The 21,544-nt window shown below is 38.4% G+C and carries 13 protein-coding genes; 12 read left to right on the forward strand and 1 reads right to left on the reverse strand.

Annotation, left to right across the window (positions count from 1 at the left end; all coding sequences use genetic code 11):
- The first annotated feature begins 40 nt into the window (after window positions 1-40).
- The 12 genes from INE92_RS04245 to INE92_RS04300 all read left to right on the forward strand — a co-directional run bounded on the left by INE92_RS04245 (window position 41) and on the right by INE92_RS04300 (window position 19,985).
- The gene (locus INE92_RS04245) at window positions 41-1,138 is read left to right on the forward strand and encodes a DUF4434 domain-containing protein (RefSeq protein ID WP_015531651.1); all 1,098 of its coding nucleotides are present in this window, start codon (window positions 41-43) and stop codon (window positions 1,136-1,138) included.
- Between the two features lie 5 nt (window positions 1,139-1,143).
- Window positions 1,144-2,547 (forward strand): sugar porter family MFS transporter, encoded by a 1,404-nt coding sequence (locus INE92_RS04250; RefSeq protein WP_151935923.1) that lies wholly within the window; start codon window positions 1,144-1,146, stop codon window positions 2,545-2,547.
- A gap of 40 nt (window positions 2,548-2,587) precedes the next feature.
- Window positions 2,588-3,772 carry a n-acyl-d-glucosamine 2-epimerase gene (locus INE92_RS04255; RefSeq protein ID WP_203462685.1) on the forward strand — a complete coding sequence of 395 codons (1,185 nt, stop codon included), beginning with the start codon at window positions 2,588-2,590 and terminating at the stop codon, window positions 3,770-3,772.
- Window positions 3,766-5,907, forward strand: coding sequence for a hypothetical protein (locus tag INE92_RS04260; protein WP_004319033.1), 2,142 nt, complete (start codon window positions 3,766-3,768; stop codon window positions 5,905-5,907). The genes INE92_RS04255 and INE92_RS04260 overlap by 7 nt, the downstream gene beginning before the upstream one ends.
- A complete protein-coding gene (locus tag INE92_RS04265; protein WP_008022009.1) occupies window positions 5,907-8,087 on the forward strand; it encodes an alpha-N-acetylglucosaminidase in 2,181 nt (726 codons plus the stop codon). Before INE92_RS04260 ends, INE92_RS04265 begins: the two co-directional genes overlap by 1 nt.
- Before the next feature lie 44 nt (window positions 8,088-8,131).
- Window positions 8,132-11,239: a SusC/RagA family TonB-linked outer membrane protein gene (locus INE92_RS04270; protein WP_004319044.1), complete on the forward strand. Its 3,108-nt coding sequence runs from the start codon at window positions 8,132-8,134 to the stop codon at window positions 11,237-11,239.
- Between the two features lie 6 nt (window positions 11,240-11,245).
- Window positions 11,246-13,120, forward strand: coding sequence for a RagB/SusD family nutrient uptake outer membrane protein (locus tag INE92_RS04275; protein ID WP_015532846.1), 1,875 nt, complete (start codon window positions 11,246-11,248; stop codon window positions 13,118-13,120).
- 14 nt (window positions 13,121-13,134) lie between these two features.
- Complete coding sequence (locus INE92_RS04280) at window positions 13,135-13,629, forward strand: DUF1735 domain-containing protein (RefSeq protein WP_004319047.1); 495 nt, start codon at window positions 13,135-13,137, stop codon at window positions 13,627-13,629.
- Window positions 13,630-13,689: 60 nt separating this feature from the next.
- Complete coding sequence (locus INE92_RS04285) at window positions 13,690-15,069, forward strand: DUF4855 domain-containing protein (RefSeq protein ID WP_004319058.1); 1,380 nt, start codon at window positions 13,690-13,692, stop codon at window positions 15,067-15,069.
- 11 nt (window positions 15,070-15,080) lie between these two features.
- Window positions 15,081-16,157, forward strand: coding sequence for a DUF4855 domain-containing protein (locus INE92_RS04290; RefSeq protein WP_004319062.1), 1,077 nt, complete (start codon window positions 15,081-15,083; stop codon window positions 16,155-16,157).
- A 29-nt stretch (window positions 16,158-16,186) separates the two neighbouring features.
- The gene (locus INE92_RS04295) at window positions 16,187-17,605 is read left to right on the forward strand and encodes an FISUMP domain-containing protein (protein ID WP_134993296.1); all 1,419 of its coding nucleotides are present in this window, start codon (window positions 16,187-16,189) and stop codon (window positions 17,603-17,605) included.
- Window positions 17,606-17,675: 70 nt separating this feature from the next.
- Entirely contained in the window at window positions 17,676-19,985 is a 2,310-nt protein-coding gene (locus INE92_RS04300; protein WP_008022017.1) for a beta-N-acetylhexosaminidase, read from the forward strand.
- Window positions 19,986-20,029: 44 nt separating this feature from the next.
- On the opposite strand, the gene INE92_RS04305 is transcribed toward INE92_RS04300, so the two are convergent.
- A complete protein-coding gene (locus INE92_RS04305) occupies window positions 20,030-21,079 on the reverse strand; it encodes an SGNH/GDSL hydrolase family protein (protein WP_008022018.1) in 1,050 nt (349 codons plus the stop codon).
- Window positions 21,080-21,544: the final 465 nt, after the last annotated feature.

A 21,544-nucleotide genomic window follows, 5' to 3' on the forward strand; every position in this document is an offset into this window, starting at 1 on the left:
TAATAATATAAGTGTTAACTGCTGTTTTAATTAAACTAATATGAAAACATTAGATCGAAGAGACTTTCTAAAAAAAGCCACATTGGCTAGCGCGTCAGCCTTGACTGTACCAACTTTGTTTGAATCTTGTACTTCAAAAGCTAGTGCCAGTACAGTAGTGGCAACTGATGGTTTGGAAAGTAAACTCATTGTTCCTAAAAACAATGGCTTAAAAATTACCGGAACTTTTTTGGATGAAATATCACATGATATTCCACATCAGAACTGGGGTGAGAAAGAATGGGACTTGGATTTTCAGCACATGAAAAATATAGGAATTGATACGGTAATAATGATCCGTTCTGGTTATCGTAAGTTTGTCACTTTTCCTTCTCCTTATTTATTGAAGAAAGGTTGTTATATGCCTTCCGTTGACTTGGTGGATATGTTTTTACGTTTAGCTGAAAAGTATGGAATGAAATTCTATTTTGGACTATACGATTCGGGTAAATACTGGGACACAGGAGATATGACCTGGGAAGTGGAAGATAACAAATATGTAATTGATGAAGTTTGGGAAAATTATGGTTCCAAGTATAAAAGTTTTGGAGGATGGTATATCAGTGGTGAAATAAGCCGGGCAACGAAAGGAGCGATTGGTGCTTTCCATGCATTAGGAAAACAATGTAAGGATATATCTAATGGATTACCGACTTTTATATCGCCTTGGATTGATGGAAAAAAAGCAATCATGGGAACGACAAAAATGACTAAAGAAGATGCCGTTTCTGTACAACAACACGAAAAAGAATGGGATGAAATTTTTGATGGAATTCATGAGGTGGTAGATGCATGTGCATTTCAAGATGGGCATATTGATTATGACGAATTGGATGCGTTCTTTTCTGTCAATAAAAAATTAGCAGATAAGTATGGTATGCAATGTTGGACAAATGCCGAATCTTTTGACCGTGATATGCCAATTCGTTTTCTACCCATTAAGTTTGATAAACTTCGGATGAAGTTGGAAGCAGCTAAACGTGCCGGATATGATAAGGCTATTACTTTTGAATTTTCTCATTTTATGAGTCCGCAATCAGCCTATCTACAAGCTGGTCATTTATATGACAGATATAAAGAATATTTTGAAATAAAATAAATGTTATGAAGTCTACAATCAATTTTGGTTATCTTATATTCCTTTCTGTTGTGGCAGCATTGGGAGGCTTCTTGTTCGGATATGATACCGCAGTTATATCGGGAACAATTGCCCAAGTGACTCAACTTTTTCAATTAGATGCACTACAACAGGGATGGTATGTAGGATGTGCTTTAGTAGGCTCTATCGTAGGTGTTCTTTTTGCTGGAATCTTAAGCGATAAGTTAGGAAGAAAACTTACGATGGTTATATCAGCTGTGTTGTTTTCCACATCAGCTCTAGGATGTGCTCTATCAGCCGATTTTGCCCAATTGGTAGTTTATCGGATTATAGGTGGAGTAGGAATAGGGGTTGTGTCCATTGTTTCTCCTCTTTATATATCAGAACTAGCTGTAGCGCAGTATAGAGGACGTTTGGTGTCATTGTATCAGTTGGCTGTAACAGTTGGTTTTTTGGGAGCTTATTTAGTTAACTATCAATTATTGGCATGGGCGGAGAGTGGTACGCAATTAAGTGTGGATTGGTTGAATAAAATATTTATAACTGAAGTATGGAGAGGTATGTTGGGTATGGAAACATTGCCGGCAATCTTATTCTTCATTATCATATTTTTTATTCCGGAAAGTCCCCGCTGGTTAATCGTACGTGGAAAGGAATTGAAAGCTGTAAATATATTAGAGAAAATATATAATTCGATTACAGAAGCGAAAAGTCAATTAAATGAAACGAAATCTGTGCTGACCTCTGAAACAAAATCGGAATGGTCTTTATTGATGAAGCCTGGAATTTTCAAAGCTGTTATTATCGGTGTGTGTATTGCGATTTTAGGACAGTTTATGGGTGTGAACGCAGTACTTTATTATGGCCCTTCTATCTTTGAAAACGCAGGACTTTCAGGAGGAGATTCTCTTTTTTACCAAGTTCTGGTAGGACTAGTCAATACTTTGACCACGGTTCTGGCTCTTGTCATCATCGATAAGGTGGGCCGCAAGAAGCTGGTTTATTACGGAGTTTCGGGAATGGTTGTTTCTCTGATTCTCATCGGCCTGTACTTCCTCTTCGGAGATTCTCTGGGAGTATCCAGCCTCTTCCTGCTCATTTTCTTCCTGTTCTATGTATTCTGCTGTGCCGTGTCTATCTGTGCCGTGGTGTTCGTGCTCCTCTCGGAGATGTATCCCACCAAGGTTCGCGGACTGGCCATGTCGATAGCAGGATTCGCTCTGTGGATCGGAACGTACCTGATCGGACAGTTGACCCCCTGGATGCTCCAGAACCTTACCCCCGCCGGAACATTCTTCCTGTTTGCCGTTATGTGCGTACCGTATATGCTGATTGTCTGGAAACTCGTGCCGGAGACCACTGGGAAGTCGCTGGAGGAGATTGAAAGATATTGGACCCGTTCGGAATAGTAAAACAAAAAGACCTTAATAACTTAATAATAAAAGATGTATGGATTTTAAGAAACTGGCAATTCAATACAAGGATGAACTCTTGGATAATGTTCTTCCTTTCTGGCTTGAGAACTCACAAGACCATGAGTATGGTGGCTACTTCACCTGTCTGGATCGTGAAGGAAAAGTTTTCGATACAGATAAATTTATCTGGCTGCAAGGCCGCGAAGTGTGGATGTTCTCTATGCTTTACAATAAAGTGGAAAAACGTAAGGAATGGCTTGATTGTGCCGTTCAAGGTGGTGAATTTTTAAAAAGATACGGACATGATGGAGACTATAACTGGTACTTTTCACTTGACCGTTCGGGTAGACCATTGGTAGAACCATACAATATCTTTTCGTATACATTCGCTGCCATGGCTTTCGGACAATTGAGTCTTGCGACAGGTAATCAGGAATATGCAGACATTGCCAGGAAAACTTTCGATATTATCCTTTCCAAGGTGGATAATCCTAAAGGCAAGTGGAACAAGCTGCATCCGGGGACGAGAAATCTGAAGAATTTCGCCCTGCCGATGATTCTGTGCAACCTTGCCTTGGAGATTGAGCATTTATTGCCTGGCGATTATCTGGAACAAACGATGGAGACGTGCATTCACGAGGTGATGGATGTTTTCCACCGCCCGGAACTGGGAGGAATTATTGTTGAGAATGTGGACACTGACGGTCATCTTGTTGATTGCTTTGAAGGCCGCCAAGTGACTCCGGGTCACGCCATCGAGGCAATGTGGTTCATCATGGATTTAGGCAAACGATTGAACCGTCCGGAATTGATAGAAAAGGCGAAGAATATAACCCTTACAATGCTTGAATATGGTTGGGACAAAGAATATGGAGGTATCTATTATTTTATGGACCGTAATGGCTATCCTCCCCAACAGTTGGAATGGGACCAAAAACTTTGGTGGGTACATATTGAAACACTTATCTCACTGCTGAAAGGCTATCAATTGACCGGGGATAAACAGTGTATGGAATGGTTTGAGAAGGTACACAATTATACATGGACACACTTCAAAGATAAAGAGCATTCCGAATGGTATGGATACTTAAACCGAAAAGGAGAAGTGTTGCTGCCACTCAAAGGAGGGAAATGGAAAGGTTGTTTCCATGTGCCAAGAGGACTGTACCAATGCTGGAAAATGTTAAACTCTATTGATGAAAAAAGTCACTTATGCTAAACATACGAATCATATATATATGCTGTCTGATCCTAACTTTTGCATCTTGTAAAATGAAAGATGAAATAACATGTTATGGAGGATCTGACAGTGACTTAGTACAACTTCTGGAAAAGGAAGGATACACTCTGAAATTTTATCCATCCGTGAGTGAAGCTCTGCAGAATGCTCCAGAAAAATCCGGCGTCCTTTTGTTAAGTGATTCATATCCAGTAAAAGGGACATCCATTAGTCAGGAAGACGAAAGTCTGATTGAAGCTAAATCATTGCGTGTTCTTGTTGAATTTCCACAAAGAATAGGAACTACTGATAGTAGCAAGTCTGACACACTAAATTTAGAGCGGATTGTAGTCTGTGATTCAATTAACACGGAACTTCCTTTCATGAGCTTGTTATCTTTTAATAGATGTATTTTAAAAGAAACCAGCGATTCTATCAATCATCCGATACTTGTTGCTGCCAAAGTTGCAGGATTTGATAAAGCCGTGTATGGGCTTAAGGATACAGAGACCCGACCTGTTTTATATTATAGAACTCCGCATCTTCTGGTATCCACAACCTGCATTAGTCATTTTGCATCCGACAGATATATGCCTGAACAAAAAATAAAATCATTGTATGAATATATATTCAGGTGGTTACTTAGTAAGAATACAGTCACATTCTCATCATGGATAACTTACATAACCCCCTCTTATACCCCCAGCGATGTGCTGCCAGAAAATGCAGGTTACGAGAGCATAAAAAAAGGAATCGAATGGTTTTACAATGGGCATTTTCTAGTGAATTCTGAATGGAAACAGAATTGGGTTGATAAATATATGGGAGATGGCACAATGCCTATAGGCCCAAGTATACCAGATCAGTTTCAAAATGGTGATGGAAGTTTAGGAGTATTGGAAGGGCACATGTCCGAGATCCGTTATGATGGAAGTCAATTGTATCGATATTGGATGAGAGCAGATGTCCAAGGAGAGGCGTCATACGCATTTGCGGCGGCTGGAGATCTATTGGAGAATAATGAATATTCTAAGGTAGCCACCAATCTGATAGATTATTCTTTTAAGGAATACAGGGATTCGGAAAGAAACGATCCGGCATCTCCTTCGTATGGATTATTAGGATGGGCTTACACGCATAAAGGTACCTATTACGGTGACGATAATGCACGCTTTCTTTTAGGAGTCATAGCTTCATCTGCATTATTAAATGACACTGAATGGGACAAGAAAATAGCCGAAGGAATTATCGGGAATTTCCGAACGACTGGCATTAACGGCTTTAGAGGAGGATCATTGCTTGATACAGACATACAAAAAAGAGGATGGAAGTCATTCTATGATAACAATACAGTGAACCTTCATGCGCATTTTGAGGCTTGGAATTGGGCTTGCTACCTTTGGTTATATAATCAGACACAGTATGAGCCGTTACTCGAAAGGTCTAAAAAAGCCTTATCTATGATGATGGCTTCCTATCCTGAACAATGGTCGTGGACAAATGGTATACAGCAGGAAAGAGCTCGTATGATTCTTCCATTGGCTTGGTTATACCGGGTAGAACCAACAGAGGAACATTTGAAATGGCTCCATTATATGACAAATGAGTTACTTAAAAATCAAGTAACTTGTGGAGGTATCCGCGAAGAGCTGGGAGATGAATCTAAGAGTTCATTCGGGCATTCACCTTCCAATGAAGCGTATGGCAGCACAGAGGCCTCTTTAATTTTCGACAATGGAGATCCTGTAGCGGATATGCTGTATACAACCAATTTTGCATTTGTGGGATTATGCGAAGCGGCAAAGGCCACCAATGATTCTACCTATGTAAAAGCAGTGAATCAAATGAGAGACTTTCTGATTCGTATTCAGGTAAAAAGTGACAAATTCAGAAATGTGGATGGAGCTTGGTTCAGAGCCTTCAATTATCAGGATTGGAATTATTGGGCTGCGAATGCTGATGCAGGTTGGGGAGCATGGAGCACGCTAACCGGATGGATACAAAGCTGGATTGTAGGCACTCAATTCCTAATGGAGAAAAACACATCGCTATGGGAACTATCAAACAGAAAAGATATCTCTAAGACAGCAAATAAAGTTATAGAAGAAATGATAAACAATAACAACTATAAATGATGCGATACATTCTATTACTACTGATAATATCATTTGGGTGCAGTCCTGTTTTTGCTGAAAATAGGGCTATGAAAGATATGTGCAATAGGTTGTTTCCCGAACATTCAGGCAATTTTACTTTTGAATTAGCGCCTGATTCCTTAGAGAATGATTTCTTTACTATCGAATCTATCAATGATAAAATTAAAATCTCGGGGAATAACAATAATTCATTGGCAACAGGGTTAAATCATTATCTGAAATATTATTGCCATACACATGTGTCTTGGTATGCTACCGATAAAATAGAAATGCCGCGGCAACTACCTGTTTTGTTAGATAAAATAACCATTTTCGCAAAGTGCAAAACAAGATTTTTTCTGAACTATTGCACATTTGGATATTCAATGCCTTATTGGAAATGGAAGGACTGGGAACGCTTAATTGATTGGATGGCATTAAATGGAGTGAACACACCGCTTGCTATCACCGGGCAAGAAGCTATATGGTATGATGTATGGAAAGAAATGGGCTTAAAAGATCAAGAAATCCGGTCATATTTTACAGGACCTGCACATCTGCCGTGGCATAGGATGTCAAATGTTGACTATTGGCAAAGTCCATTACCCTTATCCTGGCTGAAGAATCAAAGAAAGTTGCAGAAACAGATTGTTGATCGGGAAAGACTTTTAGGCATGACACCAGTGTTGCCGGCTTTCTCCGGCCATGTTCCCGCAGAGCTCAAAAGGTTATATCCGGATGCCGCAATTACTCAAATGAGCCAATGGGGAGGTTATGATGAAAAATATCGGAGTCATTTTATTGATCCGATGGATCCTTTATTCGGTAAAATCCAAAAAAGATATCTGGAGAAACAGACTAAACTTTATGGAACAGACCATATATATGGCATTGACCCTTTTAATGAAGTCGATTCTCCTAATTGGGATGAGGACTTCTTACGTACTGTATCAGATAAAATATTCCATTCGATTGAGCAGGTAGATAGTTTGGCACATTGGATACAGATGACGTGGATGTTTTATCATAGCAAAGACAAATGGAGTCAACCTCGTATTAAGGCTTTTTTAAATTCAGTGCCGGATGATAAACTAATTTTACTGGATTACTATTGCGATAGCGTTGAGATTTGGAGAGAGACACAGCAATATTATGGAAAGCCATACATTTGGTGTTACTTGGGCAATTTTGGTGGAAATTCGATGTTGGCAGGTCACGTGGATGATGTTAGTGCTAAGCTGAATCGGCTGTTTGTTGAAGGAGGAAAAAATATATCCGGAGTGGGAGCTACTTTAGAAGGGCTGGATGTAAATCCATTCATGTATGAATTTGTATTAGAGAAGGCCTGGAGTCATACCATCACTAATGCAGACTGGATGAAAAATTGGGCATTATGCCGGGGAGGAAGTAAAAGTAGCCATATTATAGATGCTTGGCAGCAATTATATAAAAAAATATATATCCATCACGCCACTGCAGGACAAGCAGTGTTGATGAACGCCCGTCCCATGCTTGAAGGAACTGACAGTTGGAATACACACCCTGATATCTATTACGATAACAAGGAACTATGGCATATTTGGGGAAAATTCCTGGAAGCAAAAAATGTGGATTCATCCGGATATAAATTTGACGTAATAAACATAGGAAGACAGGTCTTAGGAAATCTATTCTCTGATTTTCGGGATTCATTTACAGCTTGTTATCGACAGAAAAATATAGAAGGCATGAAAGAGTGGGCAGAAAAGATGAACACGCTTTTTACAGATGTCGATAGATTATTGTCTTGTGAGTCCAGTTTTTCTATAGGCAAATGGATAAAAGATGCTCGCGATTGGGGTAAGAATCTCAAAGAGAAAGAATATTATGAACAAAATGCACGTTGTATATTGACCACTTGGGGACAGAAGGCTACTCAATTAAATGATTATGCGAATAGAGGATGGGGAGGGCTTACTGATTCTTATTATCGGAAACGATGGGAACTTTTCACCCAATATGCTATTGATGAGATGTCGCATGGAAAAGAAATAGACGAAAAATCTTTCTATAATTTAATCACAGAATTCGAATACCAGTGGACATTGCAAACAAATGTATACTCTGAATCTTCAGGAGAGGATCCTATAAGAATTGCCAATTTGCTATACATAAAGTATAACCCCTATTTTGATAAATGAAATGGAAGTAATATATCTAATAATTTTTTTATAAATGTAATAATATGAGAACATGTATCGACAATCGAAAAAGGAAAGTCTTTAATGATATAAAGCATCTTTCCACAAAAGCGGTTTTACTCATTATTTTTCTGTCGTTGTTGCCTGCATTGCAAGTGATGGCCATGGAAACACCTGATGAAACGCAACAAAAGAGTACCATTAGAGTTCAGGGGCGTGTATTAGACGAATTTAATCAACCCCTTCCCGGAGTTTCTATTTTAGCAGTGAAATCAACAAAGGGTGTAATTACTGATATAGATGGAAATTACTCAATCGAGGTTGCGCCGGATGAAAAACTGGAATTCTCGTACATCGGCTATCAGAAAAATGTAGTTCTAGTAAATGGGCGTAAGGATATTCCAATCAAAATGGAACCTTTGACGTCTGAATTAAAGGAGGTTACGGTAGTTGGTTATGGTACCCAAAGGAAAGCCAGTGTGATAGGTGCCATTACAGGACTTCCGGTTGGTAAGATCAATCGCTCCGTCAACAAATTAAGTAATGTCTTAGCAGGACAAATGGCTGGTGTTGTTGCCGTGCAGCGCAGTGGTGAACCGGGTGAAGGGTCTGACTTCTGGATTAGAGGCGTTAGTACATTTGGTGCTAATAATCGTCCGTTAGTTCTTGTGGATGGCATTGAAAGAGATTTAAACCTGGTTGATCCGGAAGATATCGAGACCTTTTCTATTCTAAAAGATGCTACAGCCACGGCTATTTATGGCGTGCGAGGTGCTAATGGCGTTGTATTGATTACTACTCGTAAAGGAAAAGAAGGAAGCAAACCTGTAATCAGCGCACGAGCAGAATTTTCAATACTGCAACCCACTAAGATGCCGAAAATGGCCAATGCGCAAGAGTTCATGGAGATGTATAATTTTGCATACGCTGATAATAAGAATGGAGAAGAATTCTACTCACCAGAAGCCATGGCTAAGTATTTGAATGGTTCAGATCCCGATCTGTATCCTAATATTAATTGGATGGATGAAATATATAAAAATTCGACAACCAGTGAACGTGTGAACATAAATGTAACTGGCGGGTCAGAAAAGGTAAAATATTATGTAGCTGGTTCTTATTATAAAGAAAATGGAGTATTTAGACCGGATAAGGGGTTAGGATATAATCCTGCCTCCAGTTGGTCCAGATTTAACTTCAGGTCAAATTTGGATATCAATTTGTTCAAAAATACGGTATTGAACATCAATCTGTCCAATCAATACGATGTGAAGAAGCAGCCTAATAATAATGCTAGCTTATGGATATACACGTTTAAAACAATACCTATTGCTATCCCCAAAAAGTATAGTGATGGGACTGTGGCGCGTCCTACTATTGGCGATAATCCATATAATTTGTTGAATCTCAATGGATACAATGAATTATTCACGAATAATGCTCAATCTTTGATTGGATTGACACAAGACTTCAGTCCGTGGATTAAAGGGTTAAAAGCCAATATAAAGTTTTCATGGGATGCATATAATTATGCTCATCTGAATCGGTCCAAAAATCCATCTACTTACTATGCTACCGGACGTAATGAGGATGGAAACCTGATGTATACGAAAAATAATGATGGGAATGATTACTTGGTGTTATATAAAGATAATAAAGGAAATCGGACAACCTATCTGGAAGCTTCACTAACATACGAAAATCTTTTTGCTAACGCACATCGTGTGGGGGGATTATTCTTATTCAACATGAGAGAAAAAACAGATAACTTTCCGGATTCATACATAATGTCATTACCATATAGGAATCAAGGTATTGCAGGACGTGTCACCTATTCATATAAGGACCGTTACTTTATTGAAGGAAACTTTGGTTACAATGGTTCAGAAAATTTTGCCCCTAAAAAACGATTTGGTTTTTTCCCGTCGGCTGCTATCGGATATATGATCAGTAATGAAGCTTTTTGGGAACCAATCTCTCATATTGTCAGTGTTCTGAAATTTAAAGGTTCTTATGGTATTATAGGTAATGATCAGATTGGTGGAAACAGACGATTTGCCTTTAATTCGGAAATGGCGGATGTGAATGGCTATACTTTCGGAACTACAGGTGGAAATCCGATTTCTGGTATAGGTACGGGATATCCGGGTAACCCCTATGTTTCTTGGGAAGAAGCAAAGAAAATGAATATAGGTGTTGAGTTGGAACTATATAATTCATTAAAATTGAATGTTGATTATTTCCATGAACGTCGCTCTGGTATTTTTATTGAACGGGGTGCTGTTCCGTCAGTAGTAGGTGTAAATGTTAATCCATACCTTAATTTAGGAGAGATGGAGAATAAAGGTGTTGATGCCTCTTTAGAATATTATAAAACTATCAATAAAGATTGGAATATTTCAGTGAGAGGTAATTTCACATACAATAGAAATAAAAAATTGTATGATGATCAACCTTCAGCGAACTACCCATATAAAGATGTAATAGGTAAGCCCTGGAATCAACAGTTTGGCTATATAGCATTGGGATATTTCAGAACGGAGTCAGAAATACAAAATAGCCCTAAACAAATTGGTAACCCGAGAGTAGGAGATTTAAAATACAAAGATATTAATGGAGACGGCATTGTTGATACTGATGATTATGTAGCAATAGGGCGCACGGCCATTCCGGAAATAAACTATGGTTTTGGTGCCAATATTAGTTATAAAGATTTTGATGTCGCATTCTTCTTTCAAGGTATTGGCAATGTTACCGGATTCATAGGTGGTGAAACAATCGATATGTCTGATACGAATCAGTTATTCTCGAATGTTTATCAAGATGTTGCGTTGAATTATTGGAGACCCGACCGTCCTAATGCCAAATATCCGAGATTGGCAATCAGTGGTAGTGAAAACAATAAAGCACCCTCAACCCACAATCAGGTGGACAAAAGTTTTATGCGTTTGAAAAGCGCAGAAATTGGTTATACGCTGCCCAAAGAAGTGTGCCACAAGATGGGAATATCTCTCGTACGGTTTTATGTATCAGGTACGAATCTGTTGACATTCTCCAAATTTAAATTGTGGGATCCGGAAATTGATAATTCACAAGGTTCATCATATCCTAATATGCGTGTATTTAATATTGGTTTAAACTTTAATTTCTAATATATTATGAAGAAACTAAGATATATCATAATTGCTTTTTTGTCATTAGGTTTATTTTCTTGTTCTGATTATTTAGAACATAATTTTAATGATCAGATGACAATAGAAGAAGTTTTCAGCAAACGTCCTACAACAGAACGCTTTCTGGCAGGACTTTACGGTTATATACCAGAAGAGATTAATGCATACGATCAGTCTTTTGTCCCTTGCGCTGATGATGCTTATTTTTCTTGGGAAAAGATGGACTATGAATTGGTCAATAGTGGAAGTTACAATCAGTCGACAACAGGAGTAAGAGGTGAATGGACACCTAAATTTAATCCTTGGTCAAAATACTATGTAGCAATTAATCAAGCGACTACATTTATTGCCCATATTGATGAATGCAAAGAGCTGACGGGAGAAGAAAGGGAAGTTATGAAAGCGGAGGCCCGTTTTCTTAGAGCTTATTATTACTTCAATTTATTCAAACAATATGGTCCCATATATCTTTGGTATGATCAAATAGCAGATTTAGCCATTAAATCAGAAGTAATAGATAGAAACACGGTTGATGAGTGCGTAAGCTTTATCGAAAAAGAGATGTATGATGCAGCACAGATTTTACCTAAAACAATCCAAGATCCTACTACCTGGATGGGCCGTATGACCAAAGGGGCTGCATTAGGTATGCGTTCCCGAGTTTTGCTCTTTGCCGCTCGCCCTTTATTCAACGGGGGAGGTAGTATTGGATATGGCAGAGGAATGGTCAATCATGAAGGTAAACCAATCTTCCCTCAAGGTGAGGATTTGAATAAGTGGACGAAAGCTGCCGAAGCTGCAAAAATGGTTATTGATCTGGATGTTTACAAACTCCATTTTAACAAGACGGAAACAGACCCTGTACTTAAAGCGATGAATTCCTATCGAGAAGTATTTACCGAGAAATGGAATGAAGAATTAATTATTGCCAGATATTATAAAGATGGTGAGGTATGGAATCAACGGGTTGTTCCCCCAAGAGTATTTGGAGTGGGCTTGGGTGGTTATACTCCCACCATGAAATTGGTCGATGCATACCCTATGATGGCTTCAGGCAGATATCCAGTCACAGGATATAAAGCAGACGGTTCCCCGATTATAGATGATAAATCAGGTTACGAAGCAAATGGTTTCACTGACGGTTGGCTGCATCCTACTCATAGAGACAAAGGTATTAAAGTACATAATAGCATGAAAGGAAGAGACGGACGTTTTTACGCATCTATATTTTTTAATGGAATGTATTGGATCCATCCGGATGGAACTAAAGAACAGTATGCCCCTGTAACTTTCTTCACAGGAGGTACTTCATCCTATGCCCATAGCAGCGGTGATTATGTAAAAACAGGTTTTGTATTTACTAAATTTACAGATCCTAATATTGATACTCGTAAAAACACATGGGGTTCTTTCACGTGGAGTTATTTGCGTTTGGCTGAAATTTATTTGAATTATGCGGAAGCATGCAATGAAAAGCCTGCCAGAGATGCCAAAGAAGCTTTAGTATATATAAACAAGATACGCGAAAGAGCTGGATTAGGTAAACTGGAAAATGCATATCCGGCAGTGGTCGACAGTAAGGAAGAGCTGCGCAAATGGATTCGTCAGGAACGAATGGTTGAACTGGCTTTTGAAGGACTGCGTTATTATGACCTACGTACATGGATGGTAGCTGATAAAGAAGCGAACGGTTTGCGTTATGGTTTGAATCTGCTGGCAACTGATTATGAAAGTTCTTGGGTACGTACCTCGAAAATTTGTCAACCCATTGTTTTCGAAAGAAAACATCATTTATTCCCTATTGCCCAAACCCAACTGAATGAAATGAAGAACTTTACCCAAAATGAAGGCTGGAACTAAAACAAGATATAGTTATGAAAAATTTAATCATTAAAATAATTATGGTCGTAACAAGTATATCATTTTTTATAGCTTGTGAAGACAATAGAATGGATGGGATGGTGAAAGATAAAGTATATCTGGTCCAGTCCGGAGTTCAGGAAGTATATGTAAATTATAGAGACTTTGCCGATTATACAGTGACAGTGTATAAATCGGGTATTGGTGAACAAACGGCAAACGTTTCGATAGAAGTGGACGAAGAGACGCTAAAAGTTTACAACGAGGAGGAAAATACATCTTTTGAAATCATACCTGATGTATGCTATTCTATTTCCAAAACAAATTTTGACTTTTCGACTTCCACTGTGTCGTATAAAAGCTTGATTACTTTTGATGGTGATATAATAAAACGATATCAGCAAAGAGGTGAAAAAAAGTATGTATTGCCACTGAAGTTGCATGTTGATGGAAATGTGGATGTGAATGAGACTTCTTCCAGAATGATTTTAATTCCCATATTAGAATAGGTATCTCTACTTATACAAAAGTATACTTTTAAAATAATAAATTGATAGAACACATTATTTATGAAAAATATAATATTACTATTAGCTCTATTTCCTTTATTCTTGTCTTGTACAGATGATGATAAGGAGGAAGTGAAACATGACTATTTTACCGATTTTGTTACCGGGGTCACAGTGGGAGGGGATTTGCGTCCTACTAGCATTCGGATTGATAACGAAATGAATAAAATATCTATTGATTTTCCAATAGGGAGCACACCTACAGCTATTCCTGTGGAACTTGAATTGGCGTCTGGCGTTACGATGAAATCTCCATCTTCTACTTCTAACACATTTGACTTGACAGAAATTATTCCTATTTATTTGGAATATAAGGGTGAAGATTATCGGTATCTCATTGTTGGAAACTATCTCCCGGAATCTATAGGTGGCGGAGTGATGCAGAATGGACCTGTACACGATATATCACTACTATATTATGGTGGTTCTCATCGCGCTACCAGGTGGACAGAAGAAGAATTGCAGGCAAATGTCACTTATACAGACCCAGCAGGAAAAGAGAACTGGCTTTTTGATTCTTTCTTGTTTTTGGAAACACATACAGGAGAGGGTCGCAATTTTGAAAATGGCCTGGGCGGATTAGGAGCTCGGAAAACCGAATGGCAGGGATTGGTTGACAAATATTTTGCGGCAGACGGTCCTATCGCTCGCTTAAATTCTATCCTGTCAAAGTCGGCTACGCGTTTAGGGGCTCCTAAATATAAGCGCAGGCTTATAATCAGTATGCCTGCTGCATATAAAGACCAGAAAGATTGGGGAGAAATATCAGGAAGAGCTATGGACTTTTCGTTAACACTTGATTGTGTCAGCGCATGCTCATGGTATGTTGATTACATTATTCAGAAGTTTAATGAAGCCAATTTAAATTATTTATCTTTGGATGGCATTTATTTCGTAGCAGAACAATTAACGGATAATCGGCACTATCTTCCTCAAGTTGCAGACTATATAAAATCAAAAAATCTAAAATTCTATTGGATTCCTTATTGGGGCACTGATGGTATGGGAGAATGGGAAAGTATGAAATTTGATGCTGCTTTCCTACAACCAAATTACTTCTTTCCCGCTCAAAAGCCTGATTATACAAGCTATTTCGACAGAGTCATTAGCTATGCGAAAAGTAAGAATATGGCTCTGGAAATGGAATTTGATGAAAGAGCATTGAAAAAGAACAGTCAAGATTACCGGGCTGACAGATTACGTGATTATTTACGCGCTTTTGATTCTTATGGAATTATCAAATCTTTCCCTATAGCTTATTATCAAAGTGACTGCATGGTGTATTCCTTAAAAAGCTCTATATACGAAGAAGACCGAGCTTTGTATAATGAATTGTGTACCATGATTTCTAAAAGGCAAAAGGCTAGAGGAGAGAAATAAATATGGGCTATATGAACAAAAGTTTGGTTATGTTTTCTTTCTTGACACTGCTGGCTATTTCTTGTGCCAGCAGTAGAAAGAAACCAATCATAAAAGAAAATGGTGTTATAGCCGATATGGTACTGATGTACTATGGAGGTGCACATCGCCAGACAGAATGGAATGAAGAACAATGTATGAAAAATGTTGCCTACAGAGATAAAAAAGGTGATTTACATTGGATGTTTGACGGCTTCTTATTTTTAGAATTCAAGGATGGAAAAGGGCGTAGTTTTGCTTCCTATTATGAGCCCATGTCCGCTAGGAAAAGTGAATGGAAAGGCTTGTGCGATAAGTATTTTCAGAAAGGTAAAGCTTTGGATGCTATTGAAAGCTGTATTGACGATGTAAAAAAAGAAATAGGAGCTCCCCGGCATGCGCGTAAGGTTGTTCTGACATTGCCAGAGCCTGTCCCTAACCAAAAAGATTGGGGAGAGCTTAACGGTAGGCAGCTTGATTTCTCTAATGAGGCAGATCGTATAAATGCTTGTAAATGGTATATTGACTATGCGATAGACCGCTTTAAGAAGGCTCAATTCGAAAATATATCTCTGGATGGGTTCTATTGGATAGCGGAAGAAGCCACCAATAGCCGGACAATTTTGAATGAAATAGGCGCATATATGCGTTCATTGGGTTATAAATTCTATTGGATTCCATATTGGGGGTCGGATGGGCATGGAGAATGGAAAGAACTAAAATTTGATGTAGCTTACCAGCAACCCAACTATTTCTTTTATGAGCAAAAACCAGATTCGATGCACCTGAAGACAGTTTGTGAATTTGCCAAAGAAAAAGGGATGTATCTGGAAGTCGAGTTTGATGAACGAGCACTAAAGAAAAGCCCGGACTATAGAGCGGATAGACTACATGAGTACATGGAAGCCTATGAAAAATATGGAGCACTCTATGATATTCCATTAGCTTATTATATTGGAGACTGCATGGTTTATGACCTGGCAACTTCTTCCTATAAAGAAGACAATGATTTATATAATTGGTTTGCCGACATTGTTGTGAAAAGACAACATATCAGAGGTGAAAAATAACAGATTACTCACTTAACAATACTTATATTATGAAACATTTTAAAGATTTATTTTCGATTTTATGCCTTTTGTTCATCACAACTGCATTTGTTGCTTGTGATGATGATAATGATGAATATGCTACTGATGACGAAACGATTTTATCTGTACCGCAAGATGATTTGATTTTCACTTACGAAGGAGAGGCTAAAACAATCAATGTAACGGCAAGTGAAAATACTTTTGTGGCTTCAGTCACTACTGGAGATGAAACATGGGCCCATGTATCCACAGCAAATAATTCAGTAAAAATTGTAGTGGATGAAAATGTAGACCAACAAGAGCGTTCTACCACATTAACAGTGAAACTAAATGATGCAAGAAGTCGTATACGTGTAAAACAAGATGCTGCCCCAGCACCGGAAGCAAAGCCTAAAACCTTCACTGTTCCTACCTTTACAGGGACAGATAAGACTTTTGTATATAAATTGATGGATGGAAATACGCAGGTAGGTGAAATCTGTCGCGAGTACTTATGTTCTTCTGGCAATATTGACAAACAGGCTATCGTCGTATATCCAATGGTAGGCAATAGTGCTGATTTAACTCGCGGATTTGTAGTTTCTGTTTTGGATCAGGTATATGAAGAGGATATGCCAACCGAAGTCTTTAACGTAAGTTCAGAACCCATTCATAATGGAAGTGTGGCCTTTGACAAATCGGCTAATTCTATATCCAGTTATATTGCTGGTACAAAGGCCGCTCCTGCCCAGTTCTTATCTATTAGCAATTCCGGTGAGATAAAAGCAGTAGAAGCACTTAGTGATGAAACGTTAACCACTGCGCCTTATTATGCAACAGATGCCAGTGGCAATAATTATGGTATAGTAAAAATAGGAACACAATATTGGATGCAATATAACCTGAAGACTACAAAACTAGCCAATGGAAGTGACATTGCAACGGGCATAACAGGAGCTGATGCATGGAAGACTACTGCTGCTTATAGGGAATCTAGTTCACCGGAAAACCCGGATGCAGGATTTTTATATAATGCCGTCGCATGTGGATATTTGAGCGGTGCCTTTGCTGATGCTATTTCTCCGGAAGGTTTTACTATTCCTTCCAATGAAAAATGGAGTTCGTTAGTTAGTTATCTGTCAGGGACAAATACGGTAGATGTTGGAAGTAAGCTGAAGGTTACGGGTTTTGGTGAAAACTGGAATGTCTGGTATGACTATAAGGGGGGGACTAATATCTCCGGTTTCTCTGCTTATGGCATAGGATATGGAAATGGAGACGGAACTTTGGCTCCAGATGGAATAAAAGCCCATGTATTCTATTTGTCTTCAACGACTTACGGTGAAGGATTAGGACGATTCAATCTAAATGCCAGTGAAAGTAGTAGCCTTTTGCAAACAGAAGGAGGATTTACTTTAGGATACGCTATACGTTGCATTAAATATTAATTGTTAAATTCTTAAGAAGTCTGTTCTAGTTAATAACAAAACTAGAGCAGACTTTTATCTATTTTTACGTATGAAGAAATCAATTATAACACTATTATTCTCTTCTTTACTTTTTGCATGTACGCAGAAATATTCTGACGCATCTTATAAAGTCATTCCATTGCCCCAACAAATTAGTTTAAAGAAAACAGAGAGAAGCTTTACTATGAATTCTGCTACTCGGATTTTCTTTAAAGATTTAGCGTTAAAGGGTATCGCTAATCAATTTTCCACGACAGTAAAGCGTAACGCCAACCTCAATCTTCAAGTAGAACAGGGCGATAAGAAAGAAGGAGCAAATGTCGTCATCTTTGAACTGGGATTGAAACATACCCATAAAGAGGCTTATCAAATCAATATTGATTCCTCCGAGATTCATATACAATCTGTGACTCCATCCGGAGCATTTTATGCAATGCAGACGCTTGTTAAATCAATACCTGTGCAAGAAGTTTCCGAAGTTCATTTTCCGGCAACGGAAATCAAAGATTATCCCAGATTTGCATACAGAGGAATGATGCTTGATGTGAGTAGACATTTCTCGGATGTAGAAATGGTGAAACGAACGATTGATATCCTGGCTTTGCATAACTTAAATGTATTCCATTGGCATTTGACAGACGATCAAGGTTGGCGAATGGAGATAAAGAAACGTCCTCTTTTAACACAAATAGGCGCATGGCGTGATAATACTGTGGTGGGACGCTATATAGGTGGTAATGATTATCCCACAGACAATCAACGTCATGGAGGTTTTTATACTCAAGACCAAATAAAAGACGTTATTGCGTATGCGGCCGAAAGATATATTACCATCATTCCGGAAATAGACTTGCCGGGACATACATCTGCAGTGTTAGCTTCCTATCCAGAGTTAGGATGTATTGAAAAAGAATATAAAGTGGCTAACCGATGGGGAGTTATTAAAGATGTAATTTGTGCAGGAAATGAGCAATCCCTTCAGTTGTTTAAAGACGTGATGGATGAAGTATGCGAGCTGTTTCCCGGAAAATATATTCATATAGGAGGAGACGAGTGCGTCAAAGAGCGATGGCAGGCATGTTCGAAATGTCAGGGCAAAATTAAACAGCTTCATTTAAAAAGTGATTCCAGATTTTCTAAAGAGGATTATTTGCAAAGCTATTTTATGGGAGAAATAGCCCAATACCTGCATTCTAAAGGGAAACAAGTTATTGGATGGGATGAAATATTGGAAGGAATGCCCATGGATGGTTCTGTTATAATGTCATGGCGAGGCATTTCCGGAGGAATAGAAGCTGCGAGATTGAATCATGATGTCATCATGGCACCTGCCACTCACATGTATTTTGATTATAGCCAGACCTTAGATAGTAGTAAAGAAGAAATACCGGTAGGCGGATATATAAATGTAGAAAGGGTATATTCATTTGAACCATTACCTGAAGGACTGACAGATAATGAAAAAAAACATATAATAGGGGTTCAAGCCAATGTCTGGTGCGAGTATATGCCTAACGAACGGATACGCCAGTATCAGATTCTGCCACGGCTTGCTGCCCTCTCCGAAGTTCAATGGACAATGCCGGAAAAGAAAAACTATCTGGATTTTTTATCCCGTTTACCACAAATCATTGATATATATGACTTGTATGGATATAACTACGCGCGTCATATTCTGGATGTATCTATTACAGATAAGGTTGATATAAAAAATAGAGATTTGGAAGTTTCTCTTTCTACTCTGGGGAATGATTCTATTTTTTACACTTTAGATGGAAGTCTTCCCGATAGAAATAGTTATTTATATAAAGGAGTATTGAAAATAGATAGTAGTGTAACTTTGAAAGCTATGGCATATCGGAATAATCAAATGTCACAGGTTTCGAGTTTAAAAGTTGATTGTAATAAAGCGACATTTAAACCTGTGACATTACATTCAGAGTTAAGCCGCATGCATGTATATGGTGGAGCTTCAATGCTAGTGGATGGCATTATCGGTTCTACGCGTCCTGACGATGCCCGATGGTTAGGTTTTCCTAAAGGGTTTGAAGCAGTCATTGATCTTAGACAACAAACGAGCATTAGTAAGTTACTTTTTACTAACCTTTCGGTGATAAGTGATAATATCTTGGACCCGGATTTAATTTCTGTCTTTGTTTCTGATGATGGAAAATATTATCAATGTGTAAAAGAAGAAAGAATAATAGCAAAACAGGGAAAAGAAGCCAGTGTATCCCAACATCAACTAGACTTTGAATCTACAAAGGCACGTTTTGTTAAGATTCAAGCAAATGCTTCTGTATCAAAGGCCTCTACTCTTGTTCCTTGGATGTTTGTTAGTGAGATAGGAATTCAATAGAATGAGATCTAAAATAATGACGCCATGTTGTTGGCATAGCGTCATTATTTTATTGCTTTCTTAATGATCGGACAAACTAAATCAGCATATCTCATCATACCTAAATCTGTGAAATGTATGCCGTCAACTGTAGCTTCCCCATCTTCTCCCAGCATATTTTTGGAAGAGATAAAAATGATATTCTTTTCATTTTCTTTCTTTAGCCGGTTGAATATTTCCTTTAATGTGTCATTCTTTCTTTGCACTTCTTTAGCTATTCTTTCATCATAAAGCGTATGAGTGAAAATAGGATCTTCTATAAAAATGACTGGCGTATCCGGATGTTTACTACGAATGATACGATAAAATGTTTCCATCCGTTCTTTCATCTGTTCTACAGAAGCATTAGGCACAAAATCTAAAACAAAAACACTGGCATCTACTTCGGCTATCACTTTGGCCACTTCCAAGTCTAAAAGTGCATTTCCACTAAATCCCAAGTTGATACATTCACGGTTCAGTCTTCTCGATATGATATTGGTATGTGCCATTCCTGGACGTGAAGCACACCCCCCTTGAAGAATGCTGGTGCCATAAAATACAACCGGCCTTTTGCGGATCGGATAATCAATGAAAGGCTGATCGATGGTGGATAACGAGTCCACTCCTATAGACAAAGAAACAAGGCCATCATAAAGAGGAAGATAAAGCATATATTCTCTTTCTTGGGGTTGCATATTGGCAATGATCGTTGCTTGATTCGTTTTTCCATTCGGGCGGGCACTGTTTACAAATCTCCACTTTCCGTTGCTTTCCCAACAGTATAAATCAAGTCCTTTTACTCCTGTATCAGTCATGTGATTCATGTGATTGTTAAAGAGATTCTCCCATTTCAACGCTATTCGGGTAGAGTTACTACGAAATCGTATCGCCATTCCTGCCGAATTACGACTCAAATTCCATAAAGGGGAACGAGAAATGTTTTTGAGAGAATCCGGTAGTCTCTCATATCTTGCCCCTGTGTCTTGTGTTGCTTTTCCTAAAAGGGGAAAGCATGACGCATCATAGTACGTCAGTTGTTGTGCCTGCAACTGTATGCCGAACAGGCACAACATTGTGAAAAGAAAGAATTGTTTCATCATCTATTTAATTCCGGCAGCGGTCAGCACTTTCCTTTGTTTGCCGTCACTGCCTTTATTGTTTTCATTGCATTAGCTACGTTGGCAATGATTAGCACTGCTAATCCTTCTGTCATGTTTCTGCCTAGAGTGCGACAAAGATAATCATTTTTTTTAATTGTTATACTGATTGTGGTGCGAGATTGACACCTTCGATAAAGGTGGCTGCTTCCAGTTCATACATAGAAAACTTCCTTTCAATGAAGTCCAAACTTCTTTTGCATACATAGTAAACTTTTTTTAGCTAATCTCAATCTTTAAATGCAAGTTTCGTTTTTATAATTGCAAGCTTTGATTATAAAAATGAAACTTGCATTTATATAATCAAAGCTTGCAATTAAAGTTTGCCATCTATCAAACATAACTTTAGCCTCTAATCAAAAGAAGTTTGTATCTAATGAA

Origin of the sequence: Bacteroides xylanisolvens (assembly GCF_018289135.1) — a bacterium.
Classification (GTDB): Bacteria; Bacteroidota; Bacteroidia; order Bacteroidales; family Bacteroidaceae; genus Bacteroides; species Bacteroides xylanisolvens.

What these genes read in the sequence shown, in the direction of transcription:
- INE92_RS04245 (WP_015531651.1), top strand. Translation starts at nt 41, where the DNA reads ATGAAAACATTAGATCGAAGAGACTTTCTAAAAAAAGCCACATTGGCT.
- INE92_RS04250 (WP_151935923.1), top strand. Translation starts at nt 1,144, where the DNA reads ATGAAGTCTACAATCAATTTTGGTTATCTTATATTCCTTTCTGTTGTG.
- INE92_RS04255 (WP_203462685.1), top strand. Translation starts at nt 2,588, where the DNA reads ATGGATTTTAAGAAACTGGCAATTCAATACAAGGATGAACTCTTGGAT.
- INE92_RS04260 (WP_004319033.1), top strand. Translation starts at nt 3,766, where the DNA reads ATGCTAAACATACGAATCATATATATATGCTGTCTGATCCTAACTTTT.
- INE92_RS04265 (WP_008022009.1), top strand. Translation starts at nt 5,907, where the DNA reads ATGCGATACATTCTATTACTACTGATAATATCATTTGGGTGCAGTCCT.
- INE92_RS04270 (WP_004319044.1), top strand. Translation starts at nt 8,132, where the DNA reads ATGAGAACATGTATCGACAATCGAAAAAGGAAAGTCTTTAATGATATA.
- INE92_RS04275 (WP_015532846.1), top strand. Translation starts at nt 11,246, where the DNA reads ATGAAGAAACTAAGATATATCATAATTGCTTTTTTGTCATTAGGTTTA.
- INE92_RS04280 (WP_004319047.1), top strand. Translation starts at nt 13,135, where the DNA reads ATGAAAAATTTAATCATTAAAATAATTATGGTCGTAACAAGTATATCA.
- INE92_RS04285 (WP_004319058.1), top strand. Translation starts at nt 13,690, where the DNA reads ATGAAAAATATAATATTACTATTAGCTCTATTTCCTTTATTCTTGTCT.
- INE92_RS04290 (WP_004319062.1), top strand. Translation starts at nt 15,081, where the DNA reads ATGAACAAAAGTTTGGTTATGTTTTCTTTCTTGACACTGCTGGCTATT.
- INE92_RS04295 (WP_134993296.1), top strand. Translation starts at nt 16,187, where the DNA reads ATGAAACATTTTAAAGATTTATTTTCGATTTTATGCCTTTTGTTCATC.
- INE92_RS04300 (WP_008022017.1), top strand. Translation starts at nt 17,676, where the DNA reads ATGAAGAAATCAATTATAACACTATTATTCTCTTCTTTACTTTTTGCA.
- INE92_RS04305 (WP_008022018.1), bottom strand. Translation starts at nt 21,079, where the DNA reads ATGTTGTGCCTGTTCGGCATACAGTTGCAGGCACAACAACTGACGTAC.